The sequence below is a fragment of the Pseudomonas sp. URMO17WK12:I11 genome, from assembly GCF_007677725.1.
Lineage (GTDB): Bacteria > Pseudomonadota > Gammaproteobacteria > Pseudomonadales > Pseudomonadaceae > Aquipseudomonas.
In genome coordinates this window covers 25,917-39,621 of record NZ_VEDF01000005.1, presented here as the reverse complement: position 1 = coordinate 39,621, position 13,705 = coordinate 25,917, and the positions used below count along the sequence as shown (strand labels likewise).

Below are 13,705 nucleotides of genomic sequence, written 5' to 3'. Positions count from 1 at the left end.
GCCGCCATGGACAGCGGAAGTTCGGCTGCGATGCGCGCGGCGGGTCGCTTAGCGCCCCGGCACCAAGGTCAGGCGCTGGTTGCCGTAGGCCTTGGCGAAGTGCTGCGGTTGCAGCGGCAGGCTCATGAACCGACCCTTGAACCAGGCATCCAGGGCGTCCTGGTAATGACCACTGTCCGGATTGCCGGACTGGCCGCTGCTGGTCAGCACCTGCAACGGCTCGGCCTGGCCGAAGTCGACGATCATGCGTGCCGAGGCAGGCAGGTAGGTGTCGAAGTCATTGCCCCACGCGTAGGGGGTCATGGCCAAGGTGCTGAAGTCGCCACCGGTAGCGATCGGTGCACGGCGCAGTGCATCGCCCAAACCGTGGTAGCTCGGCGCTGGCCATCGGTACTGGTGCAGCGTGCCCCACTGCCAGGCGCGGCGGTCAGCGCCCAGCAAGGCGCTGCCGGTGTCGATGGCGCCGGCCAGGCTGCGGGCGAGAATGGTCGGCTTGTCTTCTTTGTGCGGCGTGCTGCGATCGTCCCAGAACGGGCTGTCATCGCGGCCGAGCAGATGGTCGGCCTGGGCCGAATACGACAGCCGTGCATTACCGACGAAGGCCCGCCAGGCCGGACTTGAGGCCGGGCCCAGGTCATCGAGGAAGGTCTGGCGCGTCACCTCTTGCAGGAACAGTTCGTACAGCGCGGCATCGGCTGACGTCGGGCTCAGGCGCCCATCGAAGGCCTGCAACCGCGCCAGGGCTTCGCGGGCCTTGTCCCGCTGGGCTGGCGCCAGAGCGGCGATGGCCTGGTCGAGCGGGCCGGCCATGCCGGGGGCGTTGAACATCTGCTTGAGCTTGCCGGCCAGCAATGTCACCTGGTCGTTCTGCAGCGCCATCAGGCTGCGGCTGTCGTGCCGGCCATTGCCAGCCAACTGGCCAAGACGCTCGGCGCGCTCGGGGTAATACCACGTGCTCGACAGCTGCATGCCATAGCCGCGTGGCAAGCTGCGCTGGTTGGCGTGGCCGATCCAGCCAGCCGGCGGATCCTGATCGTACGGGTGCAGCATGGGGTCGGCATAGCCGTCCCAGTCATAGCGCCCGTCCCAGCCAGGTGAGGGCAGCAGGCCCTGGCCTTCGCGGCGGTTGGGGTAACGGCCGCTGACCTGCCAGCCGATGTGCTCAGGCTCGGCGAAGACGAAATTCAACGCTGCGCTGGCGACTTCGCGCGTGCTGTCGAAAGCGCGCTCGAGATTCTGCGCGCGGGTCAGGTCGAACAAAGCGTCGAGGCTGCGCTCGCCTTGCAGCTGCGGCAGGCTCAGGGCCAAGCCCAAGCTGGCGCTCCGGGTGTCGCCCAGCAGGGTGCCGTGACGGGTGTCGTACATGACCTCACGCTGCGGACGCTGACCGCGGACCAGGAAGGTTTCGTTGCGCGCGCGCGCGGCCAACCACTTGCCGTCGGCCAGGTAACTGACCTGGTTGCCGGCATGGCGCAGTTGCTCCAGGTACAGGTCCTGGTTGTCTGCCATGACCGCGCTGCTGCTCCAGGCCAGCTTGCCGTTGTAGCCGGCCAGCACGATGGGCAAGCCCGGCAGTGACAGCCCGGCGACCTGATATCTGGCAGTGTGGATCTGCACCGGGCTCAGCGCCCAGCTGGCACGGCTGTCGCTGGCCAGCAGGCTTTTGCCGCTGCGGCTGCGCTGCGGGCCGAGCGCCAGGTTGGCCGAGCCTGGGCTGCCGAGCAGGCCCAGATCGGCCAACTGCCGGCTGGCTGCGGCCAGCTCGGTCAGCCCGGGCAGCTGACGGGCCAGGTTCAGGCCCTTGAGTTTTTCTGGCTCGGCATCGGCCAGCGGTTCATCCGGGGCGCCGGGCAGCAGCCAGGCCAGCTTATCGCTGCCCACCTGCTGCGCCAGGACCAGGGCGCTGAGCTCTTCGTGGACATTCACCGATTGGCTGAAAGCGTACAGGCTGAAGATCAGCGCCGAATCTTCGGCTTTCCAGTACTCGGGTCGGTAGCCGCTGCTGGCCAGCTCGCCCGGCAGCCGGTCGCGGTAGCGGAACAGGTAGGCATTGACCCCGCGGGCGTAGACCTCGAAGAAGCGCTTGAGGCGCGGCGAGGCATCGGCGTACTGCTGGGCTGCGCGTTGCTTGAGGTTGGCTGCACGCATCAGGCGGTCGATGGGCAGCGCCTGACTGCCGGCAAGTTCGGCGAGCCGGCCCTGGGCCAGCAGGCGCATGGCGACCATCTGTTCCAGGCGATCGCTGGCATGCACGTAACCCAGGCTGAACAGCGCATCATGGAAGTTGCTGCTTTCGATCAGTGGCGCGCCCAGCGCATTGCGCCGTACCGAAACGTTCTGCGCCAGCCCCTTGAGCGCTTGCACGCCGGTGGTCGGCGGCACACTGTCCCGCACGCCGCCGGTCTGGCAGCCGGCAAGCCCGAGCATGCCGAGCAGCGTAGCGGCGGCGGTGAACCGCAGGCGGAAAGGTGGAAGCACGGGGGCGGCCATGACGAAGGCTCCTGGGGGGCGTGGCGAGGAATAGGGGCAGAGGGGTAAAGGTAGCATGCAGCCACGGTCAGGCGCCGATCAGGCCGCGCGCCTGACCGGCTCAAGGCGTGGCGATCAGGCGCCGTGGCACTTCTTGAACTTCTTCTGGCTGCCGCATGGGCACGGATCGTTGCGGCCGACGTCCTTCAGGGCGTTGCGCACCGGTTCCTGGTGGCCGTGGTTGCAGTGCGGGCCGTGGACATGGCCGTGATCGTGGTCATGATCGTGACCATGGTTGCAGTCGGGGCCATGAACATGGGGTTGCTGGGTCATTGCAGGGTCACTCCGGTATGAAAGTGCCGGGGATTATCTCACCACTGCGCGTGATATGCAGGTCCCGATGGATGATCAAACCGCTGCGCAGTTCACCCTGCAGGCGGTAGTGCAACGGCGCGTGGCTTTTGAGCAACTTGGCCAGCGGCTTGAGCTGGCGCCACAGGTTGGTCCGCGCGGTGATCTTGAAGGTGCGTCGGGCGTGCGCGCCGACACTGCGCCACAGGCTGACCTCGTCCTCGGCCAGCAGCACATCGCCCAGCCACACCGAGTAGGTGAGGTTGCGAATGAACAGGCGGCTGTCGTCTGGGTTGTCGATACGCAGGTGCAAGAGAAATTCCTGCTGCAGCAGCCGCGCCTTGACCGTTTCAACACGTGTCAGGTGCACCTCGGGCGGGCGCCAGTCGTCCCCACCCCAACTCGCGCAGCCGGCGAGCCCCGCTAGCAGGGCAGCAAGCAGCAGCAGGCGGGCGGCGGCGATCATCGTCAGTTACCGACGTAGCTGGCGCAGCATTTCTTGAATTTCTGCCCACTGGCGCAGGGGCAGGGATCGTTGCGCCCGGCGCGCAGGGTGACCGTGGGGTCGATGAAGTACCAACGCCCCGCGTGTTGCACGAAGGCTGAGCGCTCGCGGTGCTGATGGTCGCCGTGCGCATCGTGCCAGCGCGCCGTGAAGGTCACGAAGCCATGTTCGGGTTGGCCGCCCAAGACCTCGGCGCTCTCCACCTCAAGGCCCAGCCAGGTGCTCTGGGCGCTCCAGGCTGCCATGGCGGCGCGGTCCAATGCGGCTTGCTGCGCGGGCAGGGTGGTGCCGACCAGGTAGTCGACCAGTCCCAATACGTAGGCGCTGTAGCGCGAGCGCATCAGTGTCTGCGCATCAGGCGCCGGCGTACCGGCATGGTAGTGCCCGCAGCAGGCGTCCAGCAGGTTGCCGCTGCCACAAGGGCAAACCGAGACACTCATCATCACCACCAGTACTTGCCGAAGTTTTCAGGGTTGGCCCAAAACTTGGCGTTGAGCCAGTCGGGGACCTGCTTGTAATCATGTAGATCATAGGTGAACAAGCTCAGGACCTGCTCGCCTCGGCTGAATTTCTCGCTGGCCGACAACGCCAGGGCGAAGAAATCGGTGTCGTGCCAGCCGCAGGCGGGCAGGTCGGCCAGCACTGCGACCCGGTTGGCATTGAGGTTGCGAATGCCGCCCAGCAGGTGCAGGCCGGTGCGCTTGGGCAGATGCTCGAGGCAGTCGACCAGCAGCGCCAGGTCGAAGCGCTGCGCGGCCAGCGCCGGTGGCAGAGGGCCTGGTGCGCAGGTTTCGATGATCACCTGCGGGTGGGCCTGGGCAAAGGCCTCCAGGGCCGGGAAACGTGTGCCCACCAGCAGCAGGCGTTGCGGGGTGAAGCGCTCGAGCAGAGCAGCCAAGGCTTGCTGCGGCGTGCGCTGGGAAGAACCATCGGTCATTGCCATTCCTCGTTCAGGTGCTGCAAGACTAGCGGGCTGCGGGCCGCCGGCATAGAGGCCGCTCGCAGCGTCATGGCGCATTGCTGGCAGGGATGGACGACGCGGTCTTTACTGGCAGGGATCGGCCTGACGCCGATTCCCATGGAGAGACTGAGAATATGAGCATAGTACGCGCAGCGTTACCCTTGGTTCTATTCAGCAGTGTGCTGACCGGGTGTGCCGGTCTGCAAAAGACCGACTGGCCGAAGTGCGCTGCCGTCGGGGGTGTCGGCGGCGCCGCCCTGGGTGCCTTCGAAAGTACCAGCTGGGCCGGTTGGGGCGCCTTGCTCGGCGGTGGTCTGGCCGCGGGCTACTGCTGGGCGCATGGCGACGGTGACGAGGATGGCGACGGCGTACCGGACAGCCGCGACAAGTGCCCTGGCACGCCGCGCGGGGTGCAGGTCGATGCCAACGGTTGCCCGCCGCAGGTCGAGGAAGTGGCGGTGGTCGAGGAAGTGGTGGTGGTCAAGGAGGAAGTCATCGTCATTCGCGACGTGCACTTCGAATTCAACTCAGCCGGGCTCACGCCTGCCGACCGCGAACGCCTGAGCAGCGTCGCCACGCGCTTGAAACAGGAAGCGCCCAGCGCCCGCCTGAGCGTGACCGGCCACACCGATAGCGTCGGTTCCGATAGCTACAACCAGAAGCTCTCCGAGCGCCGTGCCCAGTCGGTGACCCGCTATCTGATCGAAAGCGGCGTCCCGCGCGCCAGCTTCGTCTCGGTCATGGGTGCCGGCGAAACCCAGCCAGTGGCCGACAACGCCACCGCCGAAGGACGCGCCATGAACCGTCGCACCGAGATCAAGATCCAGCGTTGAGCCGCAAGCGCCTGCGTCACCCTCTTGCAGGCGCGTGTTCGACTGGCGAAGGCCTGGCCGAGTAGGTAGTGTTGGCTGGGTCGCTCGCTGCAGCGGGCACGCCGGGATAACTATAAATAGACACAAGGGGAGCAGGGCATGAAATTCATCCTGGGCCTGGGCAAGGTCCTGACGGTGGCGTTCTGGGGGGTGGTGCTGTTCAATCTGCTCATGCCGCAACCGTTGCCGCTGAATCTGTTGATCAATGCCGTAGGCGTCTTCGTGTTCGGCCTGCATCTGCTCGAAGTGCTGTTGTTCAACACCAGCTTGCGCGGGCGCAGCCATCGGTGGTTCGACCGTTTGCAGATTCTGCTTACCGGTATCTTTCATGTCATGTCCATTCCCCGTCCGCAGGAGGCGCCTCGCCATGCGTAAGATGATGTTGCTGGCGCTGTTCGTGGCCCCGCAGGTGCTGGCTCAGAGCCTGGAAGTCGCTCCGCATTCGATGCTGCGCTTGCCGAGCAAGTCGGCCAGCGTGCACCTTGAGCAGTTGCGCGTGGCAGACTCGGCGACCTTGCTGTTGCCGGCCAGCCTGACCGAGCTGAAGATCGATGACCTGCACTTGGGCCGTGAAGCACGCATTGCCATTGCCCCCGCCGAGTCGGCCTTGGCCATCGACGTGCGCCGTGCGGTGCTGGGAGAGGGTAGCGAAATCAGCGCGCCTGGCGCTGCGGGCAGCTACGAACGGGCGGCGCGCTCAGGGCGCAGCCTTGAACTGACGCTGGCCGAACTGGACGCCGAGCGCCTGGCCATCGATGCCCGAGGCGGCGCCGGAGCGCCGGGCTACGTCGGTCTGGATGGTGCCAATGGCCAGGCTGGTGGCTGCACCTGGGGCCAGGCAAGCCGTGGAGCCAATGGCGACGACGGCGGCAATGGGCATGACGGCGCACCCGGCGGGCGAATCCGCCTGCATGTGCCCCGGGACTTTCCCGAAGAGCGCATCGTCGTGCGCCTGGACGGTGGTGCGCCCGGCAAGCCCGGCGCGGCCGGCAAGGCGGGCAAGGGCGGGGCGAGCAAGGGTTGCCTGGTCTACCGTACCGACAAAGGCGCCAATGGCCGGCCGGGTCAGGAGGGCCAGCCCGGGCTGGCTGGCGCTCAAGGTGAGCTGATCCTGCAACGCTTGTGAGGCTTTACCCCGAGCGCGGCGTGCCGGGCGTTCGGGGTCAACGTTCGATCAGATCGGCAGGCGAGCACTGGCCACGGCGACGATGGCCAGGCCCAGCAACAGGTTGGCGCCCACCAGGCGCCGAATCCGCGCCAACGCCGCGGCTGCGGCCGGCCAGTCCTCGGCCTGCACCGCCGCCTTCAGCTCTGGCAGCAACAAGGCCTGGATGCGCATGAACAGCGCGAACATGGCGATCGCCCCACCGATCATCACCTGCACGTACCTGGGCGCGGTTTCGAAGCCGCTGAAGCGCAGGTGCAGCATGCCAATACCACTGATCGCCAAAATCGCCACGGCCAGCCAGACCCAGACGAAGAAGCGTCGGAAAACTTCCAGCCACAGGCGTAGCCGCGCAGGCCCCTCCAGCGCTGAAACCGTTGCCGGACGCAGCACCAGCCAGGCGAAGAACATGCCGCCCACCCACACCAAGGCGGCAAGAACATGCAGTGTGTAAGGCAAGGCAAAGGCAAGCATCCGGATCTCCATGCGGCACAATGGGCAATAGCGGGGTATGATAGCCGCCCCATGCGCAACACTGAAAATATATCCAGCCCTACGGGCGCCTGCAGACCATGATCAGCAACGAACTCAAAGCCACCATCCAGGGCGCCTACTCGCGTTTTCTCGAAGCCAAGAGCCTCAAGCCACGCTACGGCCAGCGCCTGATGATCGCCGAAGTGGCCAAGGTGCTCGGCGACATCGCCTGCGACGACGAAGGTCGCCGCAGCGGTGAGCCTGCGGTGGTCGCGGTGGAAGCGGGCACCGGTACCGGCAAGACGGTCGCCTACAGCATGGCCGCGATTCCAGCGGCCAAGGCTGCCGGCAAACGCCTGGTGATCGCGACTGCGACCGTGGCCCTGCAGGAGCAGATCGTCTTCAAGGACTTGCCCGACCTGATGCGCAACAGCGGCCTGAATTTCAGCTTCGCCCTGGCCAAGGGTCGCGGCCGTTACCTGTGCCTGTCCAAGCTCGACATCCTGCTGCAGGAGGGCCATGCGCAATCGGCCACCGCTCAGCTGTTCGAGGAAGAGGGCTTTCACATCGAGGTCGACGAGCGCAGCCAGAAGCTCTTCAACAGCATGATCGAGAAGCTCGCCGGCAACCGTTGGGACGGTGACCGTGACAGCTGGTCAGAGGCCATCGACGACCAGGATTGGGCGCGCCTGACCACCGACCATAGCCAGTGCACGGGCCGCCATTGCCCGAATTTCCAGCAGTGCGTGTTCTACAAGGCCCGCGAAGGCATGGGCAAGGTCGATGTGATCGTCACCAACCATGACATGGTCCTGGCCGACCTGGCCCTGGGCGGCGGCGCCGTGCTGCCCGATCCGCGCGACACGGTCTACGTGTTCGACGAAGGTCATCACCTGCCCGACAAGGCCATCGGCCACTTCGCCCACTATTCCCGCCTGCGCTCGACGGCCGATTGGCTCGAGCAAACCGCCAAGAACCTCACCAAGCTGCTGGCCCAGCACCCACTGCCGGGCGACCTGGGCAAGTACATCGAGCAGGTACCTGAGCTGGCCCGCGAGGTGCGTACCCAGCAGCAATTCATGTTCACCCTGTGCGAGCAAGTCGCCGATTTTCGTCCAAGCGAAGATACCGAGGGCCGTGAGCGACCACGCTACCGCTTCGAAGGCGGCGTGGTGCCGGAGCAGATCCGCGAAGTCGGCATCGAACTCAAGAAAGGCTTCGCCCGTCTCAACGACCTGTTCACCCGGCTGGCTGACCTGCTCAAGGAGGGCATGGATGGCGAGGTCAACATCGGCATCGCCAGCCACCAGGCCGAAGAATGGTACCCGTTGTTCGGCAGCCTGGTGACCCGCGCCCAGGGCAATTGGGAGCTGTGGACCGCCTTTACCGCCGAGGACCCGCAGGACAGCCCGCCCATGGCGCGCTGGCTGACCCTGGCCGAGAGCGGCGCGCTGTTCGACATCGAAGTCAACGCAAGCCCCATCCTGGCCGCCGAAATGCTGCGGCGCAGCCTCTGGAGCGTCGCCCATGGCGCATTGGTGACCTCCGCAACCTTGACCGCACTGGGCAAGTTCGACCGTTTCCGCATGCGCTCGGGGTTGCCGCGCGATGCCGTGACCTGCGTGGTACCCAGCCCGTTCGTGCACGGCGATGCCGGGCTGCTGCGGGTTCCGGACCTCAAGGCCGATCCACGTGATGCCGCCGCGCACACCGCCGCGATCATCCGCGAGCTGCCGAACATCGTCGAAGATGCTCGCGGCGCGCTGGTGCTGTTCTCTTCGCGCAAGCAGATGCAAGAGGTGTTCGACGGCCTGGACCGCGACTGGCGCAAGCTGGTGCTCATCCAGGGCAATCTGTCCAAGCAGGAAACCTTGAACAAGCACAAGGCCCGGGTCGACGATGGTCAGCACAGCGTGCTGTTCGGCCTGGCCAGCTTCGCCGAAGGTGTCGATCTACCCGGTGCCTACTGCGAACACGTGGTGATCGCCAAGATCCCCTTCGCTGTGCCCGATGACCCGGTCGAGGCGGCATTGGCCGAATGGATCGAGGCGCGAGGCGGCAACCCGTTCATGGAAATCGCCGTGCCCGACGCCTCCCTGCGCCTGATCCAGGCGTGCGGACGGTTGCTGCGTACCGAGCAGGACCGCGGCGTCATCACCTTGCTCGACCGGCGTCTGGTCACTCAGCGCTATGGCAAAGCTATTCTCAACGCGCTACCGCCGTTCCGGCGAGAGATTTCCTGACGGCCGGCGCACGATGCGCCGGCCTGTTGTCCATACTCAGTCGCGGGCTCATGAGGGTCCGGAAGGAGAGCCCCAGCCCTATGATCCGCCGCAGCTTGCCCGTGGTACTCACCTTGTTGTTCAGCACGCCGTCGCTGGCTGGGCAACAGACGCTGTTCAGCTTCGTGCGCCCAACTTCGCAGGTCAGCGTGGCAACCGAGAACAGCGGCATGCCCCAGTACAATGCGGAGCAGACGGCCGAGGGCGAAGTGCTCAGGCGAGTGGTATTCAACCCTGTCGAACGCCCGACCTTGCGCCTGAGCCCGCAGGCCGGCGTATGGGACTGGTCGGCTGGGCAATTTCTGACCCTGCGCATGCAGAGCGCCCAGGACTGGGCCTTGACCGTCGATGTCACGGTGCTCGGCAGCGATGGCCGCAGCCTCACCAGCCGCGTCGACCTGCCGGCAGGCCCTGCGCAAACCGTCATGGTGCCGCTCAAGGCCATGTCGCCGCTGAGCCAAGGCATGCGTGCGGGGCCGCCAATGCCTTGGATGCACCAGGGGCAGCGGGTGCTGCTGACCAGCAGCGCTGGGGCACTGGACCTCAAGCAGGTGGCTTCGGTCAGCCTGAGCATTGCGAATCCGAACGTTGCACAGAACCTGTTGATCGAGAAAGTCGGCATTCAGGATGACGACCAGGCTTATCAAGCCGCTTATCGCGACTTGATCGACGCCTACGGCCAGTTCTCCCGAGGCCGCTGGCCGGAGAAGATCACCAGCGACGAGCAGCTCAAGGCGGCGGAGCTGCGCGATCAGCAGCAGCTCAAGGGCTGGCTTGCCGAGCGCCAGCAGTTGCGCCTGGACAGCTACGGCGGCGTGGTGGCCGGGCCGGCTTTCGAAGCCAAAGGGTTCTTCCGCACCCACAAGCGCGACGGCCGTTGGTACCTGGTGACGCCGGAAGGCCACCCGTTTTTCTCGCTGGGCGTCAATGCCGTCGCCGCCGATGGCGGGCGCACCTATGTCGCCGGGCGCGAAGCCATGTTCCAGGCCTTGCCTGCAGAAGGCGATGCGCTGTCGGCATTCTATGGCCAGGGCAACAATGACGATGGCAATGCCTCCTCGCAGGGACGTGCCTTCAAGCAGGGCCGCTGGTTCGACTTCTATGCCGCGAACCTTCAACGCAGTCACGGCACGCCGTGCGCGCCTGCGGTCGAAGGGCAGGCTGCAGCGCCGTGCCCCACCCCGATGCTCGATGCAGCCCGCTGGCAGGCGCATACCCTGGATCGCCTTCAGGCCTGGGGCTTCAACACCCTCGGCAACTGGAGCGACCCGGCCCTGGGTCAAGCGCGGCGCATGCCCTATACCTTGCCGCTGTCGATCGTGGGCGACTATGCCAGCATCAGCACCGGCATGGATTGGTGGGGGCGCATGCCCGATCCGTTCGACCCGCGCTTTGCCATGGCCACCGAGCGCGCCGTTGCCATCGCCGCGCGTGACCACCGCGACGACCCGTGGTTGATCGGTTACTTCGCCGACAACGAACTGGCCTGGGCCGCCCCCGGTAACGATCCCAAAGCCCGCTATGGCCTGGCCTATGGCACCCTGCGCCTGACCACCGACGTGCCGGCCAAGCGCGCCTTTCTCAAGCAGCTGCGCGACAAGTACCGCAATCAGGAGGGCCTGTCCAAGGCCTGGGGCATCGAGCTGCCGGCCTGGGAGCTCATGGAAGATCCAGGCTTCGAAGCGCCGCTGCCCGACCCGCAGCACCCGGAGATCGAGCGTGATTATCAGTACTTCCAGCAGGTATTTGCCGAAACCTACTTCAAGACCATCGCCGATGCGCTGAACTGGCATGCGCCCAACCACCTGCTGCTCGGCGGACGCTACGCCGTGAGTACCCCGGAAGCGGTGAAGGCGTGCGCCGAGTTCTGCGATGTCCTGAGTTTCAACTTCTATACCCTCAAGCCCGAAGATGGCTACGACTTCGCTCGCCTGGCCGAGCTGGACAAACCGGTGTTGGTGTCGGAGTTTCAGTTCGGTTCGCGCGACCGCGGGCCGTTCTGGCCTGGCCCGGTGGAAGTCGCCCGGGAAGAGCAGCGCGGGCCGGCCTATGGCAATTTTCTCGATGCGGCCCTGGCCCAACCGATGATCGTCGGTGCGCACTGGTTCCAGTACCTCGACCAGCCGGCCAGTGGGCGTCTGCTCGACGGCGAGAACGGTCACCTGGGGCTGGTGGCGATTACCGATGTGCCGTACCCAGGCTTCGTCGAGGCTGTGCGCAAGCATAATGTGCAGTTGCTCGGGCAATTGCGTAACAAGCTTGAGCCAAAGGCCCCTTGACGCTCGGCAGTTGGCGACCATCGAGCGACAGCCAGTTTGCAAAACAGCCAACTACTGAAACAATGCACCCCTTTTCAGCCATGTCGTATGGAGAATAGCGGGTGCAGATCCAGGGCCATTACGAGCTGCAGTTCGAAGCGGTACGCGACGCCTTCGCCGCATTGTTCGAAGATCCCCAGGAGCGCGGCGCCGCGCTGTGTGTTCAGGTCGGTGGGCAGACTGTGCTCGATCTGTGGGCCGGCAGCGCCGACAAGGACGCTCAGCACGCCTGGCACAGCGACACCATCGCCAACCTGTTCTCCTGCACCAAGCCCTTCACCGCCGTCACTGCGCTGCAGCTGGTCGGCGAGGGCAAGTTGGCATTGGACGTACCGGTAGCCCACTACTGGCCCGAATTCGCCCAAGCTGGCAAACAACACGTCACCCTGCGCCAGTTGCTCAGCCATCGCGCCGGGTTGCCGGCGATCCGCGAGCTGCTGCCGGCCGAGGCGTTGTATGACTGGCAGGCCATGGTCGATGCCCTGGCCGCCGAAACTCCGTGGTGGACGCCTGGCACCGAGCATGGCTATGCCGCCATCACCTATGGCTGGCTGATCGGCGAGTTGATCCGGCGTGCCGACGGCCGCAGCCCTGGGCAGTCGATCGTCGACCGTACGGCCCGGCCATTGGGCTTGGACTTTCACGTCGGCCTGGCCGACGAGCAGTTCCATCGTGTCGCGCATATCGCGCGCGGCAAGGGCAACCTTGGGGATGCGGCCGCCCAGCGCCTGCTGCAGGTCACCCTGCGCGAGCCCGAAGCGCTGTCTACCCGTGCCTTCACCAACCCGCCAGCGATCCTTACCAGCACCAACAAGCCTGAGTGGCGGCGCATGGAGCAGCCAGCGGCCAACGGCCATGGCAATGCACGTAGCCTCGCCGGTTTCTATGCCGGTCTGCTCGACGGCAGCCTGCTGGAGTCCGAACTGCTCGATGAGTTGACCCGCGAGCACAGCCTTGGCCAGGATCGCACCTTGTTGACCCAGACCCGCTTTGGCCTCGGCTGCATGCTCGATCAGCCCGAGGTCGCCAATGCCACCTTTGGCCTCGGCGCCCGCGCGTTCGGGCATCCTGGCGCGGGCGGCTCGGTGGGGTTTGCCGACCCTGAGCGCGATGTCGCATTCGGCTTCGTGGTCAACACCCTCGGCCCTTATGTGCTCATGGACCCGCGCGCCCAGCAGCTGGTGCGCGTGCTGGGGACTTGCCTTTGATCGGGTAATGCGGGTATTACGCGAACCCTTTGACTATCCTCAATACCAACGCCTGGTTGCCTGGGCAAAATCTCTTTCAATTTCATGGTGTATCGCTGATGTCTTCACATAAAACCTTAGCTCTTGCCCTGTGCTTGGCCGCCATGACCGGCTGCGCCAGCCATTCCCAGGATGCCGCCAACGAAGGCGTCAGCAGCTGGTGGCCATTCGGTTCCGACAAGGTCGCCGACAAGGAAGTGAAAGAGGCGGTCACCGAGAAGGTCGCCAAGGCCGACGCCAAGTCCGAGAGCGCCAGCCGCTGGTGGTGGCCATTCGGCAATGAAGAGAAACAGGCTCAGGCACCCGCTGTACCGAAGATCGATGAAAAGGCCACTCAAGCCTGGCTCGACCAGTACGAGCCGAAGCTGCGTGAAGCGGTCAAGGACAGCAAGCTGGAGGTGGAGCGCCGCGACAACGTACTGGTCGTGACCATTCCAGTGGACAGCTCCTACAACCCCGACCGCCCGAACATGTTGCTGCCCATGACCCTCGGCCCGATCACCCGGGTCGCCAAGGCTGTCGAGGGCGACAACAAGACCGCCGTGCTGGTGCTTGGCCACGCCGATACCAGTGGCGCTGCAGCTTTGAATCAGAAGCTCAGCCTGGAGCGTGCAGCGTCGGTTTCGGCCATCTTCCGCCTCAGCGGCCTGCAGCGTGATCGCCTGTCGCTCAAGGGCATGGGTTCGGAAATGCCGCGTGCGGCCAATGACAGCCCAGAAGGTCGCTCGCTCAACCGCCGCGTGGAAATGCTGCTGACGCCGCAGAACACCATGCTCGCATTGATGGCCAAATACCAGCGCGCCGTTCCGGTGTCGGCGCCAGCGTCGATGGTTGCCGTGCAGGACAGCAAGGCACCGGCTGCCGCAGCCGCACCTGTGGCCAAGCCTGCTGCCAAAGCCGCAGCCAAGCCGGCTGCGAAAAAAGCTGCGACCAAGCCTGCGGCCAAGACCACCGCCAAGGCCAGCGCCAAGAAAAAAGCGGCCCCGGCCAAGCCTGCCGCCAAGAAAGCTGCCGCCGCCGACAAGAAAGTAGCTGCCAACAGCCCTGCGAAGACCAACTGA

Annotated in this window: 13 protein-coding genes; 7 read left to right on the top strand and 6 right to left on the bottom strand. The window is 65.5% G+C overall.

The window, feature by feature from the left end; all coding sequences use genetic code 11:
• Positions 1-48 precede the first annotated feature (48 nt).
• The 5 genes from FS665_RS11275 to FS665_RS11255 all read right to left on the bottom strand — a co-directional run bounded on the left by FS665_RS11275 (position 49) and on the right by FS665_RS11255 (position 4,262).
• Positions 49-2,490: a penicillin acylase family protein gene (locus FS665_RS11275; protein ID WP_145187774.1), complete on the bottom strand. Its 2,442-nt coding sequence runs from the start codon at positions 2,488-2,490 to the stop codon at positions 49-51.
• Positions 2,491-2,604: 114 nt separating this feature from the next.
• Positions 2,605-2,802, bottom strand: coding sequence for an SEC-C metal-binding domain-containing protein (locus FS665_RS11270; RefSeq protein WP_145187771.1), 198 nt, complete (start codon positions 2,800-2,802; stop codon positions 2,605-2,607).
• Between the two features lie 7 nt (positions 2,803-2,809).
• Positions 2,810-3,286, bottom strand: a complete 477-nt coding sequence (locus FS665_RS11265) for an LEA type 2 family protein (RefSeq protein WP_145187768.1) — start codon at positions 3,284-3,286, stop codon at positions 2,810-2,812.
• A gap of 2 nt (positions 3,287-3,288) precedes the next feature.
• Positions 3,289-3,765: a YchJ family protein gene (locus tag FS665_RS11260; protein ID WP_145187765.1), complete on the bottom strand. Its 477-nt coding sequence runs from the start codon at positions 3,763-3,765 to the stop codon at positions 3,289-3,291.
• Positions 3,766-3,767: 2 nt separating this feature from the next.
• On the bottom strand, positions 3,768-4,262 hold the full coding sequence (locus FS665_RS11255; RefSeq protein WP_145187762.1) for a DUF6231 family protein: 495 nt from the start codon (positions 4,260-4,262) through the stop codon (positions 3,768-3,770).
• A 158-nt stretch (positions 4,263-4,420) separates the two neighbouring features.
• Between FS665_RS11255 and FS665_RS11250 the strand changes: the two genes are divergently transcribed.
• From FS665_RS11250 to FS665_RS11240, 3 genes are all read left to right on the top strand, one after another.
• On the top strand, positions 4,421-5,119 hold the full coding sequence (locus FS665_RS11250) for an OmpA family protein (RefSeq protein WP_145187759.1): 699 nt from the start codon (positions 4,421-4,423) through the stop codon (positions 5,117-5,119).
• A gap of 138 nt (positions 5,120-5,257) precedes the next feature.
• Positions 5,258-5,533: a DUF1145 domain-containing protein gene (locus FS665_RS11245; RefSeq protein ID WP_145187756.1), complete on the top strand. Its 276-nt coding sequence runs from the start codon at positions 5,258-5,260 to the stop codon at positions 5,531-5,533.
• Positions 5,526-6,284, top strand: a complete 759-nt coding sequence (locus FS665_RS11240; protein ID WP_145187753.1) for a collagen-like protein — start codon at positions 5,526-5,528, stop codon at positions 6,282-6,284. The genes FS665_RS11245 and FS665_RS11240 overlap by 8 nt, the downstream gene beginning before the upstream one ends.
• A 48-nt stretch (positions 6,285-6,332) precedes the next feature.
• Here FS665_RS11240 and FS665_RS11235 read toward each other — a convergent pair whose 3' ends face one another.
• Entirely contained in the window at positions 6,333-6,797 is a 465-nt protein-coding gene (locus FS665_RS11235; RefSeq protein ID WP_145187750.1) for a CopD family protein, read from the bottom strand.
• 98 nt (positions 6,798-6,895) lie between these two features.
• Between FS665_RS11235 and dinG the strand changes: the two genes are divergently transcribed.
• The 4 genes from dinG to FS665_RS11215 all read left to right on the top strand — a co-directional run bounded on the left by dinG (position 6,896) and on the right by FS665_RS11215 (position 13,705).
• Positions 6,896-9,040 (top strand): ATP-dependent DNA helicase DinG, encoded by a 2,145-nt coding sequence (dinG, locus tag FS665_RS11230; protein WP_145187748.1) that lies wholly within the window; start codon positions 6,896-6,898, stop codon positions 9,038-9,040.
• An 80-nt stretch (positions 9,041-9,120) separates the two neighbouring features.
• Positions 9,121-11,358, top strand: coding sequence for a beta-agarase (locus FS665_RS11225; protein WP_145187745.1), 2,238 nt, complete (start codon positions 9,121-9,123; stop codon positions 11,356-11,358).
• A 101-nt stretch (positions 11,359-11,459) separates the two neighbouring features.
• Positions 11,460-12,605, top strand: a complete 1,146-nt coding sequence (locus FS665_RS11220; protein WP_145187742.1) for a serine hydrolase domain-containing protein — start codon at positions 11,460-11,462, stop codon at positions 12,603-12,605.
• A gap of 98 nt (positions 12,606-12,703) precedes the next feature.
• Positions 12,704-13,705, top strand: coding sequence for an OmpA family protein (locus tag FS665_RS11215; protein ID WP_145187739.1), 1,002 nt, complete (start codon positions 12,704-12,706; stop codon positions 13,703-13,705).